This is a genomic window from Mycobacterium sp. SVM_VP21, from assembly GCA_024758765.1.
GTDB classification, from domain to species: domain Bacteria; phylum Actinomycetota; class Actinomycetes; order Mycobacteriales; family Mycobacteriaceae; genus Mycobacterium; species Mycobacterium heraklionense_C.
In genome coordinates this window covers 4,488,808-4,509,631 of sequence record CP101406.1, presented here as the reverse complement: position 1 = coordinate 4,509,631, position 20,824 = coordinate 4,488,808, and the positions used below count along the sequence as shown (strand labels likewise).

Genomic DNA, 20,824 nt, shown 5'->3' with positions numbered 1-20,824 from the left:
CCGCTGCTCCCCTACTTCGCGCCCGATCCCGGAATATCGTGCACATTCTGGCACATCAGCACCGTACGTCCGGCTGGTTCACCATTCGGCGAGGGGCAGGCAGTACCGTTCCAGCGGTGGCACACCTGCTCGGAGCCGAGGCCCTACACCTGCGGTACCCCACCGGTGTGGTGTTGGACTCAGTCACCCTCGGGGTGAACGACGGCGCCCGGATCGGCATCGTCGGGCGCAATGGAGACGGCAAATCGTCGCTGCTGCGCCTGTTGGCCGGCGCCGCGACCCCGGATGCGGGCCGCGTCACCCGGCGTAGTGGGTTGCGGGTCGGATTGCTGGACCAGGCCGACACCCTCGACCCCGACAGCACGCTGGGGGCGTCGCTGGTCGGTGATCAGGCCGACCATGAATGGGCGTCCAACCCGCGAATCCGTGACGTCGTCGACGGCTTGGTCTCCGACATCGCGTGGGACGCAACCGTCTCCGGGCTGTCCGGCGGGCAGCGCCGACGAGTGCAGTTGGCGGCCTTGCTGATCGACGAATGGGACGTGATCTGCCTCGACGAGCCGACCAACCACCTCGATGTGGAAGGGATCACCTGGCTGGCGCGGCATCTTCAGCAGCGCTGGGCCCGCAATACCGGCGCCCTGCTGGTCGTCACCCACGACCGGTGGTTTCTCGACGAAGTGGCCACCACCACCTGGGAAGTGCACGACGGAGCCGTCGCACCCTTTGAAGGCGGCTACGCGGCCTACGTTCTGCAGCGGGTGGAGCGCGACCGGATGGCTGCGGCCAGTGAGGCCAGGCGGCAGAACCTATTACGCAAAGAGTTGGCCTGGCTGCGACGTGGGGCGCCGGCCCGCACCTCCAAGCCGAAGTTCCGCATCGAAGCGGCCAACGCGCTGATCGCCGACGTCCCGCCGCTGCGTAACGAAGTCGAGCTGATGAAGCTGGCGACCGCGCGGCTGGGCAAGGACGTCATCGACCTGCTGGATGTGTCGGTCAGCTTCGACGGCAAACCGGTGCTGCGCGACGTCGAATGGCGGATCGGACCAGGCGAGCGCACCGGAATCGTCGGCGCCAACGGTGCCGGGAAATCCACCCTGCTCGGTCTGATCGCCGGCACGGTGGTGCCGGACAGCGGCCGGGTCAAGCGCGGCAAGACGGTGCGACTGGGCATGTTGGACCAACAGTCGGCGGAGTTGGCGACGCTCACCGAAGACCGTGTAGCCGATGTGCTGGGCCGGCTGCGCAACGACTACCAGGTCGATGGCAAGGAGATGACGCCCGCGCAGCTGTTGGAGCGACTCGGGTTCGGCAGCGCCCAGTTGTCGGCGCGGGTGGGTGAGCTCTCCGGCGGGCAGCGGCGGCGGCTGCAGTTGATGCTCACGTTGCTCGCCGAGCCGAACGTGCTGGTGCTCGACGAGCCCACCAACGATGTCGACACCGACATGCTGACCGCGACCGAGGATCTGTTGGACTCCTGGCCGGGCACTTTGATCGTGGTCTCCCATGACCGGTATCTGCTGGAGCGGGTGACCGACAACCAATACGCGATCCTGGATGGGCGGCTGCGCCACCTGCCGGGCGGTGTCGACGAATACTTGCAGCTGGCCGCCGACGCCCGTCGTGCACCGGTGTCGCGGCCGGCCGCTGCGACCGCCGATGGCCCGAGCGCGCTGTCGGGAGCGGAACTGCGTGCGGCACAGAAGGATCTGGCCGCCGTCGATCGCCGGCTGGCGCGGCTGGCCGAGCAGATCGAGGCCAAGCATCACGAGCTGGCCGCCTACGACCAGGCCGATCACCTGGGCCTGGCGGAGCTCACCAGGGGATTGCGGGCGCTGGAGGCCGAGGTGGCCGAGCAGGAGGGCCGTTGGCTGGAGCTCTCGGAGCTCCTCGACTAACCCCGACTAACCCCGAATAGTCGCTTTCATCACCTGAGTCTCAGCGGTAACGCGAGAGAAGCATGTGGGTGTTGCCGATTTGGATAGCGCATGCACTATCGGTCGGTCGGCGCCGCGGCGGTGATATCGCCGGCGACATCCATTTTCAACTTCGGTGCGTGGTCGCTCGACGGTGCCAATGTGGCGGGTGTGATTTTTGTCGCGTCAGCGCCGCTCGAAATGCTGGTAGTCCACCGGCGACTTCCAGGTGCCGCCCCAGCGCCACCCGGCGTCGGTGAAGGCGCGAACCGCGGCGTCACCGGCATGCAGCAGACCCGGTTCGATCCGACGGCGATCCAGGTAGACCCTGGCGTTACGCGGCTCGAACCTGCCATGGTCGACCATCGGATTGAGCAGCGGGTTGACGTCGATGGCACGGCCGTAGGCGTGTAGCGCCCAATTGCCGGAGCCCGGGATGCGTCGACAATTGAACGCCGAGGTGTTGTTGTCTTCCATCGACAACTCGTCGTCACCGCCGCGATAGTGCGCCACCGGTTGCATCCGCTCGATCGGGAACTCCAGTCGGTAGAGCCGGTCGAATATGGCGATGACCTGCGCAACCAGCTCCTGGTTCACGATCAACTCGCCGCGGTGCGGCCGATCGTCGAATCCGAGGTAGGTCAGCGTGACCCGCCGCAGCTGCGCGGGGGTGACCGGGCAGCCGCGGTGCCAGGTCGGGCCGAGTTCGGTGGCCGTGACGCCTGCCACCGTGGCGGGCTCGGGAGCGACGTTCCGCGGCGATGTTGCTGCCGGCGCCGAGGTGGGTGGCGGCGGTGCGCCTGCGGCGCACTGTGGCAGCAGCCCGCAGAGCGCGATCGCCGCCATCAGGCGCCACGCGGTCGAGATCTTTCGGCTGCCGTTGATCCACATCACGCTAGCGCAGCGCCAGATCTGCTACTGTCGCCGATTAGGTAAGGCATACCTAATTGCATTCGACTCCCGGGAGGGCCCTGTGGCACCGCTCCTCGACTCGTTACCCCTGGTCAGCACCCTGCGCGAGGCGCTACTGCTGTCCGGAACCGTCGGAGAGATCGAACAGCTGACGCCGACGATGCGCCGCATCCGCTTCACCGGTCCACGCCTGCGGGGCATGACCTGGACACCGGGCCAGCATGTCCGTCTGCAGGTCGCCGGTCTACTCGATTCGGTGCTGCGACTGCATCCCCACGACGCCTTGCGCACCTATTCCATCTACGACGCGGATCCCGACGCCGGAACGCTCGACATCGTGATGTGCCAACACAGCTTCGATCCAGACGCCGAAACGCCTGCCCGGCGGTGGGCGACGGCCGTGTCGCTCGGCGATCACGTCGATTTCACCCGGCCGCAGGGCAACTTCGTCGTCCGCCAAGACGCTTCTTACCACGTGTTCGCCGGGGACGAGACGGCCTCGGTCGCGTTCGCCGCCATGCTGCGGTCGGTCCGGCCCGACACGGAGGTGTACGGCGTCGTCGAAGCGGCGACCGAGGCCGACCACCTTGAGCTCGCGCGGTCGGTGACCCACGTCGAGCGCGGTGACGCCAGCGCCGCAGATTCCCCCGTCCTCGCCGACGCCCTGCGCGCCCTCGACCTTCCCGACCACCCCGGCATCGCTTACCTCGCCGGTGAGGCCCGCACCATCCAAACCCTGCGAAAAATCCTGATCAACGAACGCGGCTGGGATCGCCGCCGAATCCGTACCAAGCCGTTCTGGACTCCCGGCCGCACTGGCATGGAGTGAACCCGCGACCATGACCACACCCATCTGGATGGCGTTACCCCCTGAGGTGCACTCCACCCTGCTCAGCAGCGGGGTGGGCGCCGGAACACTGCTGGCGGCCGCTGATGCCTGGGCCGCGCTGAGCAGCGAATACACCACGGCTGCAGCCGAACTCACGGCAATCTTGGGTACCGTGCAGGCCGACATGTGGGAGGGGCAGAGCGCGGCGCGCTACCTTGCCGCCCACGCACCCTACCTGGCCTGGCTGATGCAGGCCGGCGCGAACAGCGCCACCGCCGCCGCCCAGCTTCAGACAGCGGCCGGCTCCTACACCGCGGCTCTGGCAGCCATGCCGACCGTCGCCGAACTGGCCGCCAACCGCGCGACGCTGAGCATGTTGGTGGCGACAAACTTCTTCGGTATCAACGCAATCCCCATCGCGGTCACCGAAGCGGACTACATCCGGATGTGGCTGCAGGCCGCCACCACCATGAGCGCCTACCAGGCGGCCGCCGCGGCGACCGTGGCATCAACACCGCAGACGGCGCCGGCGCCGTCTGTCCTCGAGCCGGGTGTCGGTGAGGCGGGGTCCGCCGTCCTCACCGACCCCATCGAGGAATGGCTGTCGTGGTCCGAGCATTTCAGCAGCATGTACCGCATGCTCAAGCGGGTGCTGTCGGATCCACTCGGCACCCTGTACCAGGTCGTCGTCGACTTTGCGACCGACCCAGCGGCGGCGGCAACCACCTGGCTGCCGCTGTTTTACCTCTTCGCCTACGCAGCGACCTTCGGCGTGATGGGAACGCCGATCTACGCGGCGATCATGGGGCCGGCGGCAGGATCGTCGGCGATCCCGATCGCATTGGGATTGTCCGGGCTCGCCTATCTGGCCCAGGTACCCACCATGCAGGTACCACCCGTGGTCGCGCCACAGCATCTGCCCGCCGCGGCCGTGGTTCCGACTCCCCCGGCGTCTGCCGTGTCCAGCCCTCCCGCTCCGGCTCCGGCGCCCGCAAGCACGGCGCCCGCACCAGCACCGCCGGTGCCGAATCCGCCTCCGGCTACCGGCGCCCCACCGCTGTACTACGCGGTTGCCGGCGGCGGCCCCGGCGTGGGCTTCGGCCCACCGATGCCGCAGCGGGCCGCGGAGGCCGCACGTCGTCCAAGGAGCGCCAGCGAAGCCGCCGGCGCCGCGGCGGCGGCTACGTTCGGCAGGAAGTCCAGGACGCGCAGGCGCCGCGGCGCCGATATCAAAGAGCGCGGCTACCGCTACGAATTCCTCACCACCGACGACGAGGCGCCGGCTGCGCCGCACCCGGAGCAACAGACCCGAGCCAGTGCCTCGGGCAGCCCCTCGGTCGGATCGACCGGTGCTACAGCGAAGTCTGGACTGGCGGACCCGGCCGGACTCACTACGCTGGCGGTAGACACATTCGGCAACGGCGTCACCACGCCGATGATGCCGGGAAGCTGGACCAACGAGAGCACCCGCGAAGAAGGGAACGGATCACTCCATGCCGCTGAAGGCCCCGGTTGACCCCGATGCCGTCCGATCGTTGTCCTCCGCGATGCGGGAAGGATCCCAAGCGGCGCACGACGCTGCCGAGGCCTCGCCGTTTGTGTCGGAGCTGATGGGCGGCAAGGTCAACGAACAAGGCTACGTCGACTACCTATTGCGGCTACGGATGGTCTATGCCGCACTGGAGGCCGCGATGCGGGCGAACCGCGACGACGATCTCGTCGCATCGGTGTACGACCCCGCGCTGGAACGGCTCGCAGCGATCGAGGCCGACCTGGAGTTCTGGGCCGGCGGAACCGTTGCCGCGATCGATTCGCCAGCCGCCCAGGCCTACTGCGACCGGATTGCCGCGGCTTCGAGCAGCGCGTTGCTGGCCCACCACTACACGCGCTACCTCGGGGACCTCTCCGGAGGCCAGGCGATCGGGCGCGTCCTGGACCGCACGTTCGAACTCGGCGGCGCGGGCCTGTCGTTCTACGAGTTTCCGGTGCGGGCGAAGCCGTACAAGGACGCCTACCGTGCCCGCCTCGACGAGCTCGGTCTGGAGCCCGACGAAATCGCTCGCGTGGTCGATGAGGTCAGGCACGCCTTCGGACTCAACCAGGACCTGTTCGACGAACTCGCCGAGAACCTGGCGTCCTACTACCGCGAATCCGCGGGCTAGTTCGGCGGATTCCCGGAAGTTCGACGGCGCGCCTGGCTGACCGCCTCACGGACCGCCTCCAGCTGCTCTGCCACCCGCACCGGCGCCGTACCGCCACGCGCGTCACGAGAGCCCACCGACCCCTCGACCGTCAGCACCTCACGCACCTGCGGGGTGAGGTCCGGGCTGATAGCGGCCAGTTCGTCGTCGGTCAGCTCGTCGAGGCCAACGCCGCGCTGCTCGGCGACCTTCACCGCCGCACCCGCCGCTTCGTGCGCGATGCGGAACGGGACACCTTGGCGCACCAGCCATTCGGCGATGTCGGTGGCCAGGGTGTAGCCGGCCGGGGCCAGCGCGGCCATCCGCTCGGTGTCGAAGCGCAGCGTGCCGACCAGCCCGGCCATCGCCGGCAGCAGCAGCTCGAGCTGCGCCGCCGAGTCGAACACCGGCTCCTTGTCCTCCTGCAGGTCCCGGTTGTAGGCCAGCGGCTGGGCCTTCAGCGTCGCCAGCAGGCCGGTCAGGTTGCCGATCAGCCGGCCGGATTTGCCGCGGGCCAGCTCGGCGATGTCGGGGTTCTTTTTCTGCGGCATGATCGAGCTGCCGGTCGACCAGGAGTCGTGCAGCACGGCGTAGCCGAATTCCGTTGAACTCCACAAGATGATGTCTTCGGCCAGCCGGGACAGGTCGACGGCGATCATCGCGAACACGAAGGCCGCCTCAGCGGCGAAGTCGCGGGCGGCGGTGGCGTCGATCGAGTTGTCGGCGGCCGCGGTGAAGCCGAGTTCGGCGGCGATGGCGTCCGGGTTCAGGCCCAGCGACGAGCCGGCCAGCGCGCCCGACCCGTAGGGCGAGATAGCGGCGCGGGCGTCGAAGTCGAGGATCCGGTCCACGTCGCGCAGCAGCGGGTGGGCGTGGGCCAGCAGGTGGTGGGCCAGCAGCACCGGCTGCGCGGACTGCAGGTGCGTCTTGCCCGGCATGATCGCGCTCGGGTGAGCGCCGGCCTGGTGGGCGAGCGCCTCGACCACGTCGAGCACCCCGGCGGCGACACGGCGCACCGCGTCGCGCAGCCACATCCGAAACAGCGTGGCCACCTGGTCATTTCGCGACCGCCCGGCCCGCAGCCGGCCGCCCAGATCTGCACCGACCCGGTCGATCAGGCCGCGCTCCAGCGCGCCGTGCACGTCCTCGTCGGTGACCAGCGGCCCGAAGCTGCCGTCGGCGACGTCTTCGCCGAGACTGTCCAGGCCGGCCAGCAGGCCGTCACGCTGCTCGGTGGTGAGCAGCCCGGCGCCGTAGAGCACCTTCGCGTGCGCCTTGGACGCGGCCACGTCGTAGGGCGCCAGCACCCAGTCGAAATGGGTGGATTTGCTCAGCGCCGCCAGCGCGTCGGACGGCCCTTCGGCGAACCGCCCGCCCCACAGTGATCCCTCGTTGGTGCTCATATGGTCACTTCCCTCCGGCGAGCAGACACAGAATCGCACTCCCGGGGGCTCCCGGGTGCGATTCTGTGTCTGCTCGCGGTAACAATCAGCCCAGGTCCCGGCGAGCGGAGATCTTGGAGCTCAACCCGTGGATCTGGACGAAGCCGCGCGCCGCGGTCTGGTCGAAGGTGTCGCCCTCGTCGTAGGTGGCCAGGTTGAAGTCGTAGAGCGACTCTGCGCTGCGTCGGCCGTTGACGATGATGCTGCCACCGTGCAGCACCAGCCGGATGTCACCGGACACGTGCTGCTGGGTGTCCTCGACGAACACCTCCAGCGACCGCTTGAGCGGGCTGAACCACAGGCCGTCGTAGGTGAGCTCGCCCCACTTGCGGTCCACGCCGCGCTTGTAGCGGCCCAGTTCGCGTTCCAGGGTGACGTGCTCGAGTTCGGTGTGCGCGGTGATCAGCACCATGGCGCCGGGCGCCTCGTAGATCTCACGGCTCTTAATGCCCACCAACCGGTCCTCGACCACGTCGAGACGCCCCACGCCCTGTGCACCGGCCCGGGTGTTGAGCTCCTGAATGATCTCCAGCACGCTGAGCGGACGGCCGTCGATGGCCACCGGGCGGCCCTTGTCGAAGCTGATGATCAGCTCGTCGGGGGCGTTGAAGTTGACGGTCGGGTCCTCGGTGTAGTCGTAGACGTCCTTGGTCGGCGCGTTCCACAGGTCTTCCAAGAAGCCGGTCTCCACCGCGCGGCCCCACACGTTCTGGTCGACGGAGAACGGCGAGCGCTTGGTGACGTTGATCGGGATGTCGTTCTGCTCGGCGAACGCGATCGCCTTCTCCCGGGTCCAGGCGTAGTCGCGGACCGGGGCGATGACGTTCAGTTCGGGGGCCAGCGAGGCGAAGCCGACCTCGAAGCGGACCTGGTCGTTGCCCTTGCCGGTGCAGCCATGCGCGACGATGGTGCCCCCATGGTCCCGAGCGGCCGCGACCAAATGCTTGACGATCAGCGGCCGGCTGATGGCCGAGACCAGCGGGTAGCGGTCCATGTAGAGCGCGTTGGCCTTGATGGTCGGCAGGCAGTACTCGTCGGCGAACTCGTTGCGGGCGTCGACCACGACGGCTTCCACCGCACCGCAGTCCAGGGCCCGCTGGCGCACCACCTCCATGTCCTCGCCGCCCTGGCCGAGGTCGATGGCGACGGCGACGACTTCGCGGCCGGTCTCCTTGCCGATCCAGCTGATTGCCACCGAAGTGTCCAGGCCGCCGGAATACGCCAGGATGACGCGTTCGGACATCGAGTTCTCCTTGCTTTGTGCTTTTGGGTTTTATTGCAGGTCGTTGAAGGTAGCGGCGAGCTCGCTGCCGGTCATCGGCTCGCGGGCCGCCACGAAGATGGTGTCATCCCCGGCGATGGTGCCGACGACGTACGGTAGCGCGGCCCGATCGATGGCGCTGGCCAGGTAGTCCGCCGCCCCGGGCGGGGTGCGCAGCACGGCGAGATTTCCGGTGGCGTCGGTGGACACCAGCAGTTCCGCCAGCAGTCGGCACAACCGGTCGGTGCCCCCGGAAACGCCGCGCACCGGGCTGCCGTCTTCGGGCACCACGTACACCCCGGCTCCCCCGTCGACGCCACGCAGTTTCACCGCGCCCAGCTCTTCGAGGTCGCGCGACAGGGTGGCCTGGGTGACCTCGATGCCGTCGGCGGCCAGGATGCTGGCCAGCTCGGTCTGGCTGCGCACCGCGGCAGAGGACAGCACCTCGACGATGCGGGCCTGGCGGCCCACTCGTGTAACGGTGCTGTCGGCTCGGCTCATCGTGACCGTTCCAGCAACCACACCAACAGCGCCTTCTGCGCGTGCAGGCGGTTCTCGGCCTCGTCCCACACCGCGCTGCGCGGCCCGTCGATCACCGCGTCGGTGATCTCGTCGCCGCGGTGCGCCGGAAGGCAGTGCAGCACCGTGACTTCCGGGTCGGCCAGGCCGACGAGTTCGTCGTTGATCTGGAACGGCCGAAACGGCGCCACCCGATCCAGGCCGTCGCCCTCCTGGCCCATCGAGGTCCAGGTGTCGGTGACCAGCACGTCGGCGCCGGCCGCGGCTTTGGCCGCATCGGCGGTCAGCGTGACCGACGCGCCGGTGTCGGCGGCGCGTGCCTGCGCAGCGGCAACCACGGCGGGATCGGGGGTGAAGCCCTCCGGGGCGGCGATCGTGACGTGCACTCCGGCGGTGACGCCGCCGAGCATCAGCGAGTGCGCCATGTTGTTGGCGCCGTCCCCGAGATAGGTCAGTCGCAAACCTTTGAGGGCGCCTTTGCGTTCGGCGATGGTCTGCAGGTCGGCCAGCACCTGACAGGGGTGGAACTCATCGGAGAGCGCGTTGACGATCGGCACGGTAGCCGTGGAGGCCATCGCGGTCAGCCGGTCCTGGGCGAACGTGCGCCACACGATGGCGTCGACGTAGCGCGAGAGCACCTGCCCGGTGTCTTCCAAGGTCTCGTCGCGGCCCAGCTGGGTGGAGCGGCCGTCGACGACGACGGCGTGCCCGCCGAGCTGGGCGATGCCGATCTCGAAGGAGAACCGGGTGCGGGTGGAGTTCTTGTCGAAGATCACCGCGACACCGCGGGGGCCCTCCAGCGGCCGGTAGCTGAACGGCTCGGCCTTCAGTTCCGCTGCCAGAGAGAGGATCTCGGCCTGCTCGGCCGGGGTGACATCGTCGTCGCGCAGAAAGTGACGGATCATGATGCAGCCTCCTGCGCGGTGTCGAGGATCCCTGGCAGGGCGGTGATGAAGCTGCCGATCTGCTCCTCGGTGACGATCAGCGGCGGCGCCAACCGGACCACCCCTGCCGCGGCGGCGTTGACCAGGAAGCCCGCGTCGCGGGCAGCCAGTTCGACGGCCTTGGCCTTGGGCTCGGTGAGCACCACACCGGCCAGCAGGCCCTTGCCGCGAACGTAATCGACCAGCGGATGGCCCAGTTCTTCGATGCCGTGGCTCAGCGTCTTGCCGAGCGTGGCGGCCCGGGTGATCAGGTCACCGTCGGCCAGCGCCCGCAGCACCGCCAGCGCGGCCGCGGTGCACACCGGGTTGCCGCCGAAGGTGCTGCCGTGCAAGCCCGGGGTCAACAGGTCACCGGCCGCACCGACCGCCAGGCAGGCACCGATCGGCAGCCCACCGCCCAGGCCCTTGGCCAACGTGATGATGTCGGGGGTGATGCCGTCATGCTGGTGGGCGTAGAAGGCGCCGGTGCGCCCGATCCCGGTCTGGACCTCGTCGAGCACCAGCAGGGCGCCGTGGGCGGCGGTGATGCCGCGGGCCTCGGCCAGGTAGCCGGCGGGCGGGGTGACGACGCCGCCCTCCCCCATGATCGGCTCCAAAAACACCGCGGCGGTGCCCGAATCGACCGCCTCCGCCAACGCCTTGGCATCCCCGTAGGGCACGTGGATGACCTCACCGGGCAGCGGCTCGAACGGTGCCTGCTTGTCCGGTTGGCCGGTCAACGCCAACGAGCCCATGGTCCGGCCGTGGAATGCCCCTTGGGCGGCAACGATCTTGGTCTTGCCGGTGAGCCGGGTCATCTTGAAGGCGACTTCGTTGGCCTCGGTCCCAGAGTTGCAGAAGAACACCCGCGCCGGCGCACCGAGGTGGTCGACCAGGCCCTCGGCCAGGGCGATGCCCGGCTCGGTCGCATACAGATTCGAGGTGTGGCCCAACGTGTTCAGCTGGATGGTGACGGCCTCGATCACCGCCGGGTGGCGGTGGCCGAGCACGTTGACCGCGATGCCGCCGAGCAGATCGACATAGCTCTTGCCGGATTCGTCGGTCACCACCGCGCCGTCGCCGCTGACCAGTGCCAGCGGCGGGGTGCCGTAGTTGTTCATCATCACCGCTTCCCAGCGGTCTTGCAGGCTCATGGGTTTACCACCTTGGTTCCGGTGCCGGCGTGGGTGAATAGCTCGACCAGCACGCAGTGTTCGACGCGGCCGTCGATGATGTGGGCGCTGGGCACCCCACCGCGCACGGCACGCAGGCAGGCTTCGACTTTGGGGATCATGCCGGACTCCAGGCTCGGCAACAGTTGCTCCAACGTCGCGGTGTCGATCTCGCTGACCAGCGAGTCGCGGTTGGGCCAGTCGGTGTAGAGGCCGTCGACATCGGTGAGCATCAACAGCTTCTCGGCGGCCAGCGCTTCGGCCAACGCGGCCGCGGCGGTGTCGGCGTTGATGTTGTGCACCACCCCGTCGGGGTCGGGTGCCAGGGTGGAGACCACCGGAATCCGGCCCGCGGCAATCAGGTCCAGCACCGCGGCGGTGTTGACCCGGTCGACGTCGCCGACCAGCCCGATGTCGGTGGCGACCCCGTCGACGTTGACGCTGCGCCGCACCGCGGTAAACAGCGCGGCGTCCTCGCCGGTGATGCCGACCGCGTACGGGCCGTGCGCGTTGATCAGGCCGACGAGTTCGCGGCCGACCTGACCGAACAGCACCATGCGCGCCACTTCGAGCACTTCCGGTGTGGTGACCCGGAATCCGCCCTTGAAGTCACCTTCGATGCCGAGCTTCTTGAGCATGGCGCTGATCTGCGGACCACCGCCGTGCACCACCACCGGGTGGATGCCGCAGTTGCGCAGGAAGGCCATGTCAGCGGCGAACGCGTGCTTGAGGGTGTCGTCGGTCATGGCGTTGCCGCCGTACTTGACGACGACGATCTTGCCGTGAAGTTGCTTGAGCCACGGCAGGGCTTCGGCCAGTACCTGGGCCTTGACTCGCGTGCTGAGTTGTTCGGTCATGAGCTATACGCGGAGTTCTCTTCGACGTAGGCGTGCGACAGGTCGGTGGTGCGCACCTTGGCCTGCCCGCTGCCCAGGTTGAGCTCCACGGTCACGTGGATGTCCGGCCCGGATAGATCGACTTCCCTGGCACCCGGCATCGGCGCGCCGCCCTGGAAGACCGGGAAGCCGTTGAACGACACCGTGATCCGGTCCGGGTCAATGGTGAACGGGACCATCCCCACGGCGGCCAGCACCCGTCCCCAGTTGGGGTCCGAGCCGAACAGCGCGGTCTTGACCAAGCTGTCGCGGGCCACGATCCGTGCGGCGATCAGCGCGTCGGCGTCGCTGGCCGCGCCGCTGACGGTGATCGACACCCGCTTGGTGACACCCTCGGCGTCAGCTTGAAGCTGGGCGCACAGGTCGTCGCAGACAGCCAACACCGCGGCGTCGAGCTCGTCTTGGCTGGGTGTGATCTCGCTGGCGCCCGATGACAGCAGCAGCACCGTGTCGTTGGTGGAGCAGCTGCCGTCGATGTCGAGCCGGTCGAACGTCACCGCGGTGGCCCGGCGCAGGGCGATGTCCAGGGCCTGGGCGTCGACCTTGGCGTCTGTGGTCAGCACCACCAGCATGGTGGCCAACGATGGTGCCAACATGCCGGCGCCCTTGGCCATGCCGCCCACGGTCCAGTCTCCCTTGTGGTGCAGCGCAACCTGTTTGGGGACGGTATCGGTGGTCATGATGGCGCGGGCGGCTTCGTCTCCGCCGACCAGGCCGCCGGCCATGGCCTGTACCACCTCGGTAACACCGGCCAGCAGCTTGTCCATCGGCAGCCGGTCACCGATCAGACCGGTGGAGCAGACCGCGACCTCGGCCGCACCGGTCTCGGTGCCCCACTCCGATAGTGCCGCCGCGACGGCTTCGGCCGTGGTGTGGGTGTCTTGGAAACCGCCCGGCCCAGTGCAGGCGTTGGCACCGCCGGAGTTGAGGATCACCGCCCGCAGCCGGCCGGCTTTGAGCACCTGCCGGCTCCACTGCACCGGCGCCGCCTTGACCTGGTTGCTGGTGAACACGCCGGCCGCAGCGTAATCCGGGCCCTCGTTGAACACCAGTGCCAGGTCCGGATTCCCGGAAACCTTGATGCCGGCGGCGATTCCGGCGGCCCGGAACCCTCCGGGTGCGGTGACACCCTGCTCCCGCACCAGCCGAACGTTGTCACTCACGGCGCCACTCCTACGACGGAAAGTCCTTCGGTCTCCGGCCAGCCCAGCGCCAGGTTCATCGCCTGCACGGCTGCGCCACCGGTGCCCTTGACCAGGTTGTCGATCGCCGCGATCGCGATGAACGTCGAGGCGTCCTCGTCGACGGCGACCGCGAGGTGGGCGGCGTTGCTGCCGATCACCGATCCGGTCTTGGGCAGCTGGCCTTCGGGCAGCAGGTGCACGAACGGCTCGTCGTGGTAGGCCTTTTCGTACACCGCGCGCAGTTCGGACAGCGACGCTGTGGTCTTGGCGGTGCAGGTGGCCAGGATTCCCCGCGAGGCCGGGATCAGCACCGGCACGAACGCGACGCTGACGTCGCGGTGGGTGACCGCGCGCAGCCCTTGGCTGATCTCCGGGGTGTGCCGGTGGGCGCCACCGATGTTGTAGGCCCGCGCCGATCCGATGACCTCCGAACCGAGCAGGTCGACCTTGGCGGCCTTGCCGGCACCGGAAGTGCCGCTGACGGCGACCACGGTGACGTCGGGTTCCACCAGTCCGGCGGCGACGGCCGGGAACAGCGCCAGCAGCGCCGCGGTCGGGTAGCAGCCCGGCACCGCGATCCGCCGGGCGTTGATGAGTTTGTCACGACCACCGGGCAGCTCCGGCAAGCCGTAGGGCCAGGTGCCGGCATGCGCCGAGCCGTAGAAGCGTTCCCAGTCGCCTCGATCGCCCAGCCGGAAGTCCGCGCCGCAGTCGACCACCAGGGTGTCGTCGTCAAGCTGTTCGGCCAGTACCGCCGAATGCCCGTGCGGCAGACCGAGGAACACCACGTCGTGTCCGGCCAGGGTGTCGACCTCGGTCGATTCGAGGACGCGGTCGGCCAGCGGCACCAGATGCGGATGTTGTTCGCCCAGGGTGCTGCCGACATTGCCAGCGGCGGTCAGCGCGCCGATGCTCAGCCGGCCGTCCGCATTGGCGGGGTGCCCGAGCAGCAGCCGCAGGATCTCCCCGCCGGCGTAGCCGCTGGCACCAGCCACCGCCACTTTGATCGCTTTGGTCACTCGGCGATTCTGCATGATTATGCGTTTATATGCAAACTAATTACGAGTGGGTTGAGGCACGAACGTGCAAGCTGCACGGTAGCCGACGGTCAGGCCGCGCCGGCATCGCGGTAGGCCTCCAACAGGCGCAGCCAGATCTCGCTGATCGTCGGGAAACACGGCACGGCGTGCCACAGCCGACTGATCGGCACCCGGCCGGCGACGGCGATGGTGGCCGAATGCAGCAATTCGGACACGCCGGGGCCGACGAATGCCACGCCGAGCAGGACCAATTCGTCGGCGTCGACCACCATGCGCGCCCGCCCGCGGTAGCCGTCGGCGTGCAGCTTTGCGCCCGTCACCGCGTCACCGATCTCTACGTCCACCACCTGCACCCGGTGGCCGGCCCGGTCGGCCTGCTCGGCGGTGAGCCCGACGGCGGCCGCTTCGGGGTCGGTGAAGAAGACCTGCGGCACGGCGTGATGGTCTGCGGTGGCGGCGTGCACGCCCCACGGCGCGGTGTCCAGCGACGTCCCAGCCGCCCGGGCTCCGATCGCGGCGCCGGCAATGCGTGCCTGATATTTGCCCTCGTGGGTCAGCAGTGCCCGGTGATTGGCGTCGCCGCACGCATACAGCCACCCTTCGTCGACGGCGGTCACCCGGCAGGTGTCGTCGACCTCCAGCCAGTTGCCGGGAGTCAGGCCGACGGTTTCCAGGCCGATGTCGCCGGTGAGCGGGGTGCGGCCGGTGGCGAACAGGATTTCGTCGACCTCTAGTTCGCTCCCGTCGGTCAGCTCCAAGCGCACCGGGCCGTCGGCGTCACGCGCAAGCCGGGCGACCGACACACCCGTGCGCACGTCGACACCGGAGTCGGCCAGCCCGCGGGCGACGTATTCGCCCACGAACGGCTCCATTCGCGGCAACAAGCCCGATCCGCGCACCAGCAGAGTCACCGCCGAGCCCAATCCCTGCCAGGCCGTGGCCATTTCAACGCCCACCCCGCCGGCCCCGACCACGGCGAGGCGGCCAGGCACCGAGCTGGCCTCGGTGGCTTCGCGATTGGTCCACGGACGGGCTTCGGCCATCCCCGGCAGATCCGGCAGGGCCGCGCGGGTGCCGGTGCAGACGACGACGGCGTGCCGGGCGGTCAGGGTCACATCGCCACCGTCGGTGGTGACGACCACCCGTCGTGGCCCGTCCAGGCGGCCGTGGCCGCGTACCAGCGCCGCGCCGATCCCCTCGATCCAGTCGGCCTGCCCGGAGTCGTCCCAGTCCCCCACGTAGTAGTTGCGGCGCTTGAATACCGCGGCGGCGTCGACCGGCGCGCTGACGGCTTCGCGGGCGCCGTCCACCCGGCGGGCGTCGGCGAGGGCGAGCACCGGCCGCAGCAGGGCCTTGCTGGGCACGCAGGCCCAATAGGAACACTCGCCGCCGGCCAGTTCACGTTCCACGACCGCCACACTCAGCCCGGCGGCGCGGACGCGGTCGGCGACGTTCTCCCCGACCGGTCCGGCGCCAAGGACGACGACGTCATAGGTTTCGGTCATCTTGGCGCCTCTCGAAGCTGTCTAGCCCGGACGATCGGTCCATCCCAGCACGGAGCACCCCGGGTGCGCCACGGCAAATGGTGTAGGACCGCGCTTGTCTAACGAGTGGAAATACAGGATGCAAGCGTTTTTATCGTACATATTCGACTACGATATAAACCATGGGAACATTGACGATCCGCACTGATAGCGAGGTGGAACGGGCGTTGGCCGCGCTGACCAGCGAGGGCCGGTCGCGATCAGAAGCCGCTCGCGCGGCCATCCTGGATGCCGAACGCGCTCACCGCCGGGCACTCATGCGTGCCGAAGCCGAGGACCTGCGCAACGACCCCGACGATGTCGCTGCCTCGTGCGCGATGGCGGCAGAGATGGACGCGCTCCGTGCGTGGTGACGTGTACCGCCTGCGGGCCCCCAAGGATTCACGCGGTCACGAGCAGTCCGGGTCGCGCTACGCGGTCGTGGTGCAGTCCGACGATCTTCCGCTGTCCACCTGGATCGTCGCGCCAACCTCGACCGGCCGTCGCGCGGCCTCGTTCCGCCCAGAGATTGAGATCGGCGGCGGCACAACCCGCGTCCTGGTCGAACAACTCACCGTGATCGATCCGCAGCAGCGCCTCGGCGAATTCGTCGGACGGTTGAGCACCGGCGAGCTGCAGGACGTCGACACCGCCCTGCGCTCGGTGCTGGCACTGGACTGAGGAAGTCGATCTTTAGGGAGAAGTTACCCCCGCAGGGCGGCGCCGACGGCTTCGCCGGCGCGGGCGACCGCGGCGTCGCGGGCCGCACTCGCCTCGTCCTCGGTCAGCGTGCGATCGGCGGCCCTAAAGCGCAGCGCGAACGCCAGCGACTTGCGGCCCTCGCCGACCTGCGGGCCGGTGTAGACGTCGAACAGCGCGATGTCCTCCAGCAGCTCACCGGCGCCCTCGCGCACCGCGTCGGCCACCGATTGGGCGGTCACCTTCTCATCGACCACCAGGGCCAGGTCCTGGAAGACCGCCGGGAACGGCGACACTCGGGGAGCCGGCAACGCCGTGGACACTCCGATGGAGTCCAGGTTCAGCTCGACCGCGCAGGTGCCCTGGGGCAGGCCGGCGCGTTCGATGACGGCGGGATGCAGCTGGCCGGCGTGACCGATCACGGTCTCGCCGACGAGCACCTCGGCGCAGCGGCCCGGGTGCCACGGCAGGTAGGCCGCGGAGCGCAGCGTGACCTCGACGCCGCTGGCGCGGGCGATCACCCGTGCCGCCTCGATGGCGTCGGCGGCTTCCACCGGCCGACCCGGGCCCCACGGTCCACGGGGTTCGGCCAGGCCGGTCAGCGCGACCGCGATGTGCTGCGGCTGGCGCGGCAGGGCGGCGTCGATCCCGGCGATCTCGGTGTCGGTCGGGCGCCGGGCGGGCGTGACGGCCGGGAACTCGGCCGGCCCCACCGACTGCACCACCTGTGCGATCGCGAACAGTGCGACGTCATTCATGCCGCGAGACACGTTGCGGGCCAAGGCTTCCAGCAGGCTGGGCAGCAGCGTGCTGGCCAGCTGGGGCCGGTCGGCCTCCAGCGGGTTGAGCACCGACACCGTGGCGCGACGCGGGTCGTCGTCGGCCAGCCCCCAGGTGTCGAAGACCCCGGCGGGCAGGAACGGCGTGGTAAGCACCTCGACGTAGCCGGCCAGGGCCAGCGACTTGCCGATCGCGCGGCGGCGGCGCTGGGTGGCGCTGAGCCCACGTCCGGCCGGTGCGGTCGGCAGCACCGACGGGATGGACTCCAGCCCCTCGAGGCGCAGCACCTCCTCGACCAGGTCGGCGGGCTGACGCAGGTCCGGGCGCCAACTCGGTGGGGTGACGGTCAATACGTCACCGGTCGCGGCCACCTCGCAGCCGATCTGGGTCAGCCGCCGCACGGTGGTGCCCTCGGGGTAGCTGACCCCCGCGGTGCGGTCCGGCAGGTCCGCGGCGATCTGCACCGGCGCGGGGTTCCAGCGCTCGACCGGCGGGTCACCGCGCCAGTCGGTCAGACCGGTACCGATGACTCCCCCGGCGATCTCGGCCAGCAGGCTCGCGCAGCGATCCAGCACGGCCACCGAAATGGCCGGGTCCACGGAGCGCTCGTAGCGGCGGGCCGCCTCGCTGGGCAGGTGCAGCCGCCGCGCGGTCCGCGACACCGCAGCCGGGTCCCAGATCGCGGCCTCCAGCAGCACATCGGTTGAGTCGTCGCGCATTTCAGTGCTGCCCGAGCCCATCACGCCGCCGATCGCGGCCGTGGCGACGTCATCGACGATCAGCACGTCGACCGGTTCCAGTTTGCGTTCGATGTCATCCAAGGTGGTGACGGTCTCGCCGGCCGCGGCGAAGCGGACGTCGAAGCCGCCGGTGATGCGGGCCCGGTCGTGGGCGTGCATCGGGTGGCCGAGTTCGACCATGACGTAGTTGGTGGCGTCGACGGCCGGGGAGATCGCCCGGATGCCGCACAGCGCCAGGCGGCGTTGCAGCCACCACGGCGAGACCGCCGCCGGGTCGATACCGGTGACGCTGCGCAGCGCGAAGCGGCGCACCCCCGTGCCGGGTTGCACACTCAGCGGCCACGCCTCACCTTCGGCGGGCAGTGCCGGCACTACCTCGCGGGAGGCCGGGTCTACGAAGTCCAGGTCCAGCGCGTTGGCGATGTCGCGTGCCAGCCCCCGCACCGACATGCAATAGCCGCGGTCGGGGGTGATGGCCAGCTCGTAGACCACGTCGTCGAGACCCAGCACTGCCGCGGCGTCCGCACCGGGTTCGGCCGTGCCTTCCGGCAGCACCAAGATGCCGGAATGATCGGTGTTCAGCCGTATTTCGGACGCCGAGCAGATCATGCCGTCGGAGGTGCGGCCGTAGGTCTTGCGGGAGGCAATCGCGAAATCACCGGGCAGCACCGCGCCGGGCAGAGCCACGGCGACCAAGTCGCCGACGGCGAAATTGCTGGCACCGCAGACGATGTCGCGCGGCTCGGCCTCGCCGACGTCGACGCGGCAGGCCCGGATCGGCTTCTTGAACTCGGTGAGTTCCTCGATCTCGACGACTCGGCCGACCTTGAACGGCCCGGTGACCGGGCCCAGGGTGTGCACGCCCTCGACCTCGTGGCCGACCCGCAGCAGCGCCTGCTCGAGTTCGTCGGGGGTGATATCTGAGCAGCCCGGCGCACCGGCAACCAGGGCTTCTTTCAACCAGCTGTAGGGAATACGCATCAGGCACCCACCCCGAACGGCAGGGAGAACCGGACGTCGCCCTCGACCATGTCGCGCATGTCGGGGATTCCGTTGCGGAACTGCAGGGTTCGCTCCAATCCCATGCCGAAGGCGAAGCCGGAGTATTCGGCCGGGTCGATGCCCACCGCGCGCAGCACGTTGGGGTGCACCATTCCGCAGCCGCCCCACTCGACCCAGCCGGGTCCGCCCTTCTTGCCCTCAAACCAGATGTCGACTTCGGCCGACGGCTCGGTGAACGGGAAGAAATGCGGCCGGAACCGGGTGCGCGTCGCCGGCCCGAACTCGGATTGGGCGAAGGCGTCCAGGGTGCCGCGCAGGTGCGCCATGGTCAGGCCGCGGTCGACCGCCAGGCCTTCGACCTGGTGGAACACCGGGGTGTGCGTGGCGTCGAGCTCGTCGGTGCGGAAGGTCCGCCCGATCGATACGACGTAGACCGGCAGTTCACGGGCCAGCAGGGCCCGGATCTGCACCGGGGAGGTGTGAGTGCGCAGCAGTTGCCGCGATCCGGCCGGGGCGATGTGGAAGGTGTCGGAGTCGCTGCGCGCGGGGTGGTCGACCGGGAAGTTCAGCGCGTCGAAGTTGAAGTGTTCGGCTTCGACCTCGGGGCCCTCGGCCAGTTCCCAGCCCATGGCGACGAAGGTGTCGGCGACGTGTTCGGCCAGCATGGTGATGGGGTGCCGCGCACCGACGGGCTTGCGGGCCGAGGGCAAGGTGACATCGATGCTCTCGGCGGCCAGCACGGCAGCGTCACGTTCGGCGCGCAGCGCCGCCAGGCGCTCGTCGTACGCCCGCTGGGCGTCGGTCCGGACGGCGTTGACCCGCTTGCCCGCGTCGGCGCGGTCGGCTTTGTCGAGCTTGGCCAACGCTTGGCGTGCCAGCGCCAGCCGCGCCTTGTCACCGAGGTGCTCGGTTTTGGCGTGGGCCAGCGCATCCAGGTCGGCGGCCGCAGTGAAGGCGGCCTGCGCCGCCTGTAGCGCCGAGGTCAGGGTCGCGTCGGAGACGACGGACGGGTCGACTGGTTGTTCGCCCACGCGAGGAAACTCCCCCTACTGGCTGTGATTTTGGCTGAGACGCAAGCGTCGATCTTATCGACATGACGACGAAAGCCCCGCACGCGGTGTGCGGGGCTTTCGGTCTGCCCGTTAGCTGCCGGCCGGAGGCTCCGGTGCGTGGGTTGCCGGGGCACCTGCACCGCCGGCGCCGCCTTCAACACCTGTGGTGCTGTTGGGGGCGCTGGGCTTGGTTCCGGCCGTGCCCGCCACGCTGCCCGCCTTGCCGCCGGTGCCGCCGGTTCCGCCAGCGCCACCGTTGGTCTTCCCGAGACCATCACCGCCGGTGCCGCCCGCACCGCCGGCACCGCCGGCGCCTTCGGTGCCGGTACCGGTGCTGCTGCCGCCGTTGCCGCCGGCGCCGCCGTTGCCCACAGTGACCGCCGAGCCGTTGGTCGGTGCGGTGCCGCCTGCGGTGAGCTTGCCGCCCTGGCCGCCGTCGCCACCGACACCGCCATTACCCGAGGCGCTGTTGCCGCCGGCTCCGCCGGCCCCGCCGTCGTGGGCACGCCAGGTCGCGTTGCCGCCGGTACCGCCGTTACCACCTTTACCGCCGTCACCGGTGGTGCCGGCGCCGCCGGCGCCGCCGTTGCCGCCGGTGCCACCGGAGCTGTACATGCTGCCGCCGGTCGCGCCGTTGGCGGCGTTGCCGCCGATTCCGCCATCGCCACCGGTCACGCCATTACCGCCGGCGCCACCGTTGCCACCGCTGCCGCCGAAGGCCAGGATCTGGCCCTTGCCGGCCAGGTCGCCGTTG

At 69.4% G+C, this 20,824-nt stretch carries 18 protein-coding genes; 6 read left to right on the top strand and 12 right to left on the bottom strand.

From position 1 onward, the window contains the following. Window positions 1–116: 116 nt before the first annotated feature. A complete protein-coding gene (locus tag NM962_21105) occupies window positions 117–1,898 on the top strand; it encodes an ABC-F family ATP-binding cassette domain-containing protein (protein ID UVO12331.1) in 1,782 nt (593 codons plus the stop codon). Window positions 1,899–2,102: 204 nt separating this feature from the next. On the opposite strand, the gene NM962_21100 is transcribed toward NM962_21105, so the two are convergent. After that, a complete protein-coding gene (locus NM962_21100) occupies window positions 2,103–2,807 on the bottom strand; it encodes a M15 family metallopeptidase (protein UVO12330.1) in 705 nt (234 codons plus the stop codon). Between the two features lie 82 nt (window positions 2,808–2,889). Here NM962_21100 and NM962_21095 point away from each other — a divergent pair, with 82 nt between their 5' ends. Genes NM962_21095 through NM962_21085 form a run of 3 tightly spaced genes read left to right on the top strand, consistent with a single transcriptional unit; the run spans window position 2,890 to window position 5,819 of the window. After that, window positions 2,890–3,657, top strand: a complete 768-nt coding sequence (locus tag NM962_21095; GenBank protein UVO12329.1) for a siderophore-interacting protein — start codon at window positions 2,890–2,892, stop codon at window positions 3,655–3,657. Between the two features lie 10 nt (window positions 3,658–3,667). Next, window positions 3,668–5,173 carry a PPE family protein gene (locus NM962_21090; protein UVO12328.1) on the top strand — a complete coding sequence of 502 codons (1,506 nt, stop codon included), beginning with the start codon at window positions 3,668–3,670 and terminating at the stop codon, window positions 5,171–5,173. Next, window positions 5,151–5,819: a biliverdin-producing heme oxygenase gene (locus tag NM962_21085; GenBank protein ID UVO12327.1), complete on the top strand. Its 669-nt coding sequence runs from the start codon at window positions 5,151–5,153 to the stop codon at window positions 5,817–5,819. The genes NM962_21090 and NM962_21085 overlap by 23 nt, the downstream gene beginning before the upstream one ends. Here NM962_21085 and argH read toward each other — a convergent pair. The 9 genes from argH to NM962_21040 form a co-directional block, all read right to left on the bottom strand. Continuing rightward, window positions 5,816–7,240 (bottom strand): argininosuccinate lyase, encoded by a 1,425-nt coding sequence (gene argH / locus NM962_21080; GenBank protein ID UVO12326.1) that lies wholly within the window; start codon window positions 7,238–7,240, stop codon window positions 5,816–5,818. The two genes, NM962_21085 and argH, sit on opposite strands and share 4 nt — an antisense overlap. Window positions 7,241–7,325: 85 nt before the next feature. Continuing rightward, complete coding sequence (locus NM962_21075; GenBank protein ID UVO12325.1) at window positions 7,326–8,522, bottom strand: argininosuccinate synthase; 1,197 nt, start codon at window positions 8,520–8,522, stop codon at window positions 7,326–7,328. Window positions 8,523–8,552: 30 nt separating this feature from the next. Continuing rightward, window positions 8,553–9,041, bottom strand: a complete 489-nt coding sequence (locus NM962_21070; protein UVO14873.1) for an arginine repressor — start codon at window positions 9,039–9,041, stop codon at window positions 8,553–8,555. Beyond that, window positions 9,038–9,964: an ornithine carbamoyltransferase gene (gene argF, locus NM962_21065; GenBank protein ID UVO12324.1), complete on the bottom strand. Its 927-nt coding sequence runs from the start codon at window positions 9,962–9,964 to the stop codon at window positions 9,038–9,040. Before argF ends, NM962_21070 begins: the two co-directional genes overlap by 4 nt. Beyond that, window positions 9,961–11,136 (bottom strand): acetylornithine transaminase, encoded by a 1,176-nt coding sequence (locus tag NM962_21060; GenBank protein UVO12323.1) that lies wholly within the window; start codon window positions 11,134–11,136, stop codon window positions 9,961–9,963. Before NM962_21060 ends, argF begins: the two co-directional genes overlap by 4 nt. Further along, window positions 11,133–12,011: an acetylglutamate kinase gene (argB, locus tag NM962_21055; protein UVO12322.1), complete on the bottom strand. Its 879-nt coding sequence runs from the start codon at window positions 12,009–12,011 to the stop codon at window positions 11,133–11,135. The genes NM962_21060 and argB overlap by 4 nt, the downstream gene beginning before the upstream one ends. After that, window positions 12,008–13,213, bottom strand: coding sequence for a bifunctional glutamate N-acetyltransferase/amino-acid acetyltransferase ArgJ (argJ, locus tag NM962_21050; GenBank protein UVO12321.1), 1,206 nt, complete (start codon window positions 13,211–13,213; stop codon window positions 12,008–12,010). The genes argB and argJ overlap by 4 nt, the downstream gene beginning before the upstream one ends. Next, entirely contained in the window at window positions 13,210–14,268 is a 1,059-nt protein-coding gene (gene argC, locus NM962_21045) for an N-acetyl-gamma-glutamyl-phosphate reductase (GenBank protein ID UVO12320.1), read from the bottom strand. Before argC ends, argJ begins: the two co-directional genes overlap by 4 nt. Window positions 14,269–14,342: 74 nt before the next feature. Further along, window positions 14,343–15,779: an NAD(P)/FAD-dependent oxidoreductase gene (locus NM962_21040; GenBank protein UVO12319.1), complete on the bottom strand. Its 1,437-nt coding sequence runs from the start codon at window positions 15,777–15,779 to the stop codon at window positions 14,343–14,345. A 161-nt stretch (window positions 15,780–15,940) separates the two neighbouring features. Between NM962_21040 and NM962_21035 the strand changes: the two genes are divergently transcribed. Further along, entirely contained in the window at window positions 15,941–16,171 is a 231-nt protein-coding gene (locus NM962_21035) for a hypothetical protein (GenBank protein ID UVO12318.1), read from the top strand. Further along, entirely contained in the window at window positions 16,161–16,478 is a 318-nt protein-coding gene (locus NM962_21030) for a type II toxin-antitoxin system PemK/MazF family toxin (protein ID UVO12317.1), read from the top strand. The genes NM962_21035 and NM962_21030 overlap by 11 nt, the downstream gene beginning before the upstream one ends. A gap of 23 nt (window positions 16,479–16,501) precedes the next feature. Here NM962_21030 and pheT read toward each other — a convergent pair whose 3' ends face one another. After that, window positions 16,502–18,997 (bottom strand): phenylalanine--tRNA ligase subunit beta, encoded by a 2,496-nt coding sequence (gene pheT, locus NM962_21025; protein UVO12316.1) that lies wholly within the window; start codon window positions 18,995–18,997, stop codon window positions 16,502–16,504. After that, window positions 18,997–20,049, bottom strand: coding sequence for a phenylalanine--tRNA ligase subunit alpha (gene pheS / locus NM962_21020; protein ID UVO12315.1), 1,053 nt, complete (start codon window positions 20,047–20,049; stop codon window positions 18,997–18,999). Before pheS ends, pheT begins: the two co-directional genes overlap by 1 nt. Between the last annotated feature and the right edge of the window lie 775 nt (window positions 20,050–20,824).

Excerpts from the sequence above, each read along its gene's own strand:
- NM962_21100 (UVO12330.1), bottom strand. The coding sequence starts at position 2,807 with ATGTGGATCAACGGCAGCCGAAAGATCTCGACCGCGTGGCGCCTGATG.
- NM962_21090 (UVO12328.1), top strand. The coding sequence starts at position 3,668 with ATGACCACACCCATCTGGATGGCGTTACCCCCTGAGGTGCACTCCACC.
- NM962_21085 (UVO12327.1), top strand. The coding sequence starts at position 5,151 with ATGCCGCTGAAGGCCCCGGTTGACCCCGATGCCGTCCGATCGTTGTCC.
- argH (UVO12326.1), bottom strand. The coding sequence starts at position 7,240 with ATGAGCACCAACGAGGGATCACTGTGGGGCGGGCGGTTCGCCGAAGGG.
- NM962_21075 (UVO12325.1), bottom strand. The coding sequence starts at position 8,522 with ATGTCCGAACGCGTCATCCTGGCGTATTCCGGCGGCCTGGACACTTCG.
- NM962_21070 (UVO14873.1), bottom strand. The coding sequence starts at position 9,041 with ATGAGCCGAGCCGACAGCACCGTTACACGAGTGGGCCGCCAGGCCCGC.
- argF (UVO12324.1), bottom strand. The coding sequence starts at position 9,964 with ATGATCCGTCACTTTCTGCGCGACGACGATGTCACCCCGGCCGAGCAG.
- NM962_21060 (UVO12323.1), bottom strand. The coding sequence starts at position 11,136 with ATGAGCCTGCAAGACCGCTGGGAAGCGGTGATGATGAACAACTACGGC.
- argB (UVO12322.1), bottom strand. The coding sequence starts at position 12,011 with ATGACCGAACAACTCAGCACGCGAGTCAAGGCCCAGGTACTGGCCGAA.
- argC (UVO12320.1), bottom strand. The coding sequence starts at position 14,268 with ATGCAGAATCGCCGAGTGACCAAAGCGATCAAAGTGGCGGTGGCTGGT.
- NM962_21040 (UVO12319.1), bottom strand. The coding sequence starts at position 15,779 with ATGACCGAAACCTATGACGTCGTCGTCCTTGGCGCCGGACCGGTCGGG.
- NM962_21035 (UVO12318.1), top strand. The coding sequence starts at position 15,941 with ATGGGAACATTGACGATCCGCACTGATAGCGAGGTGGAACGGGCGTTG.
- pheT (UVO12316.1), bottom strand. The coding sequence starts at position 18,997 with ATGCGTATTCCCTACAGCTGGTTGAAAGAAGCCCTGGTTGCCGGTGCG.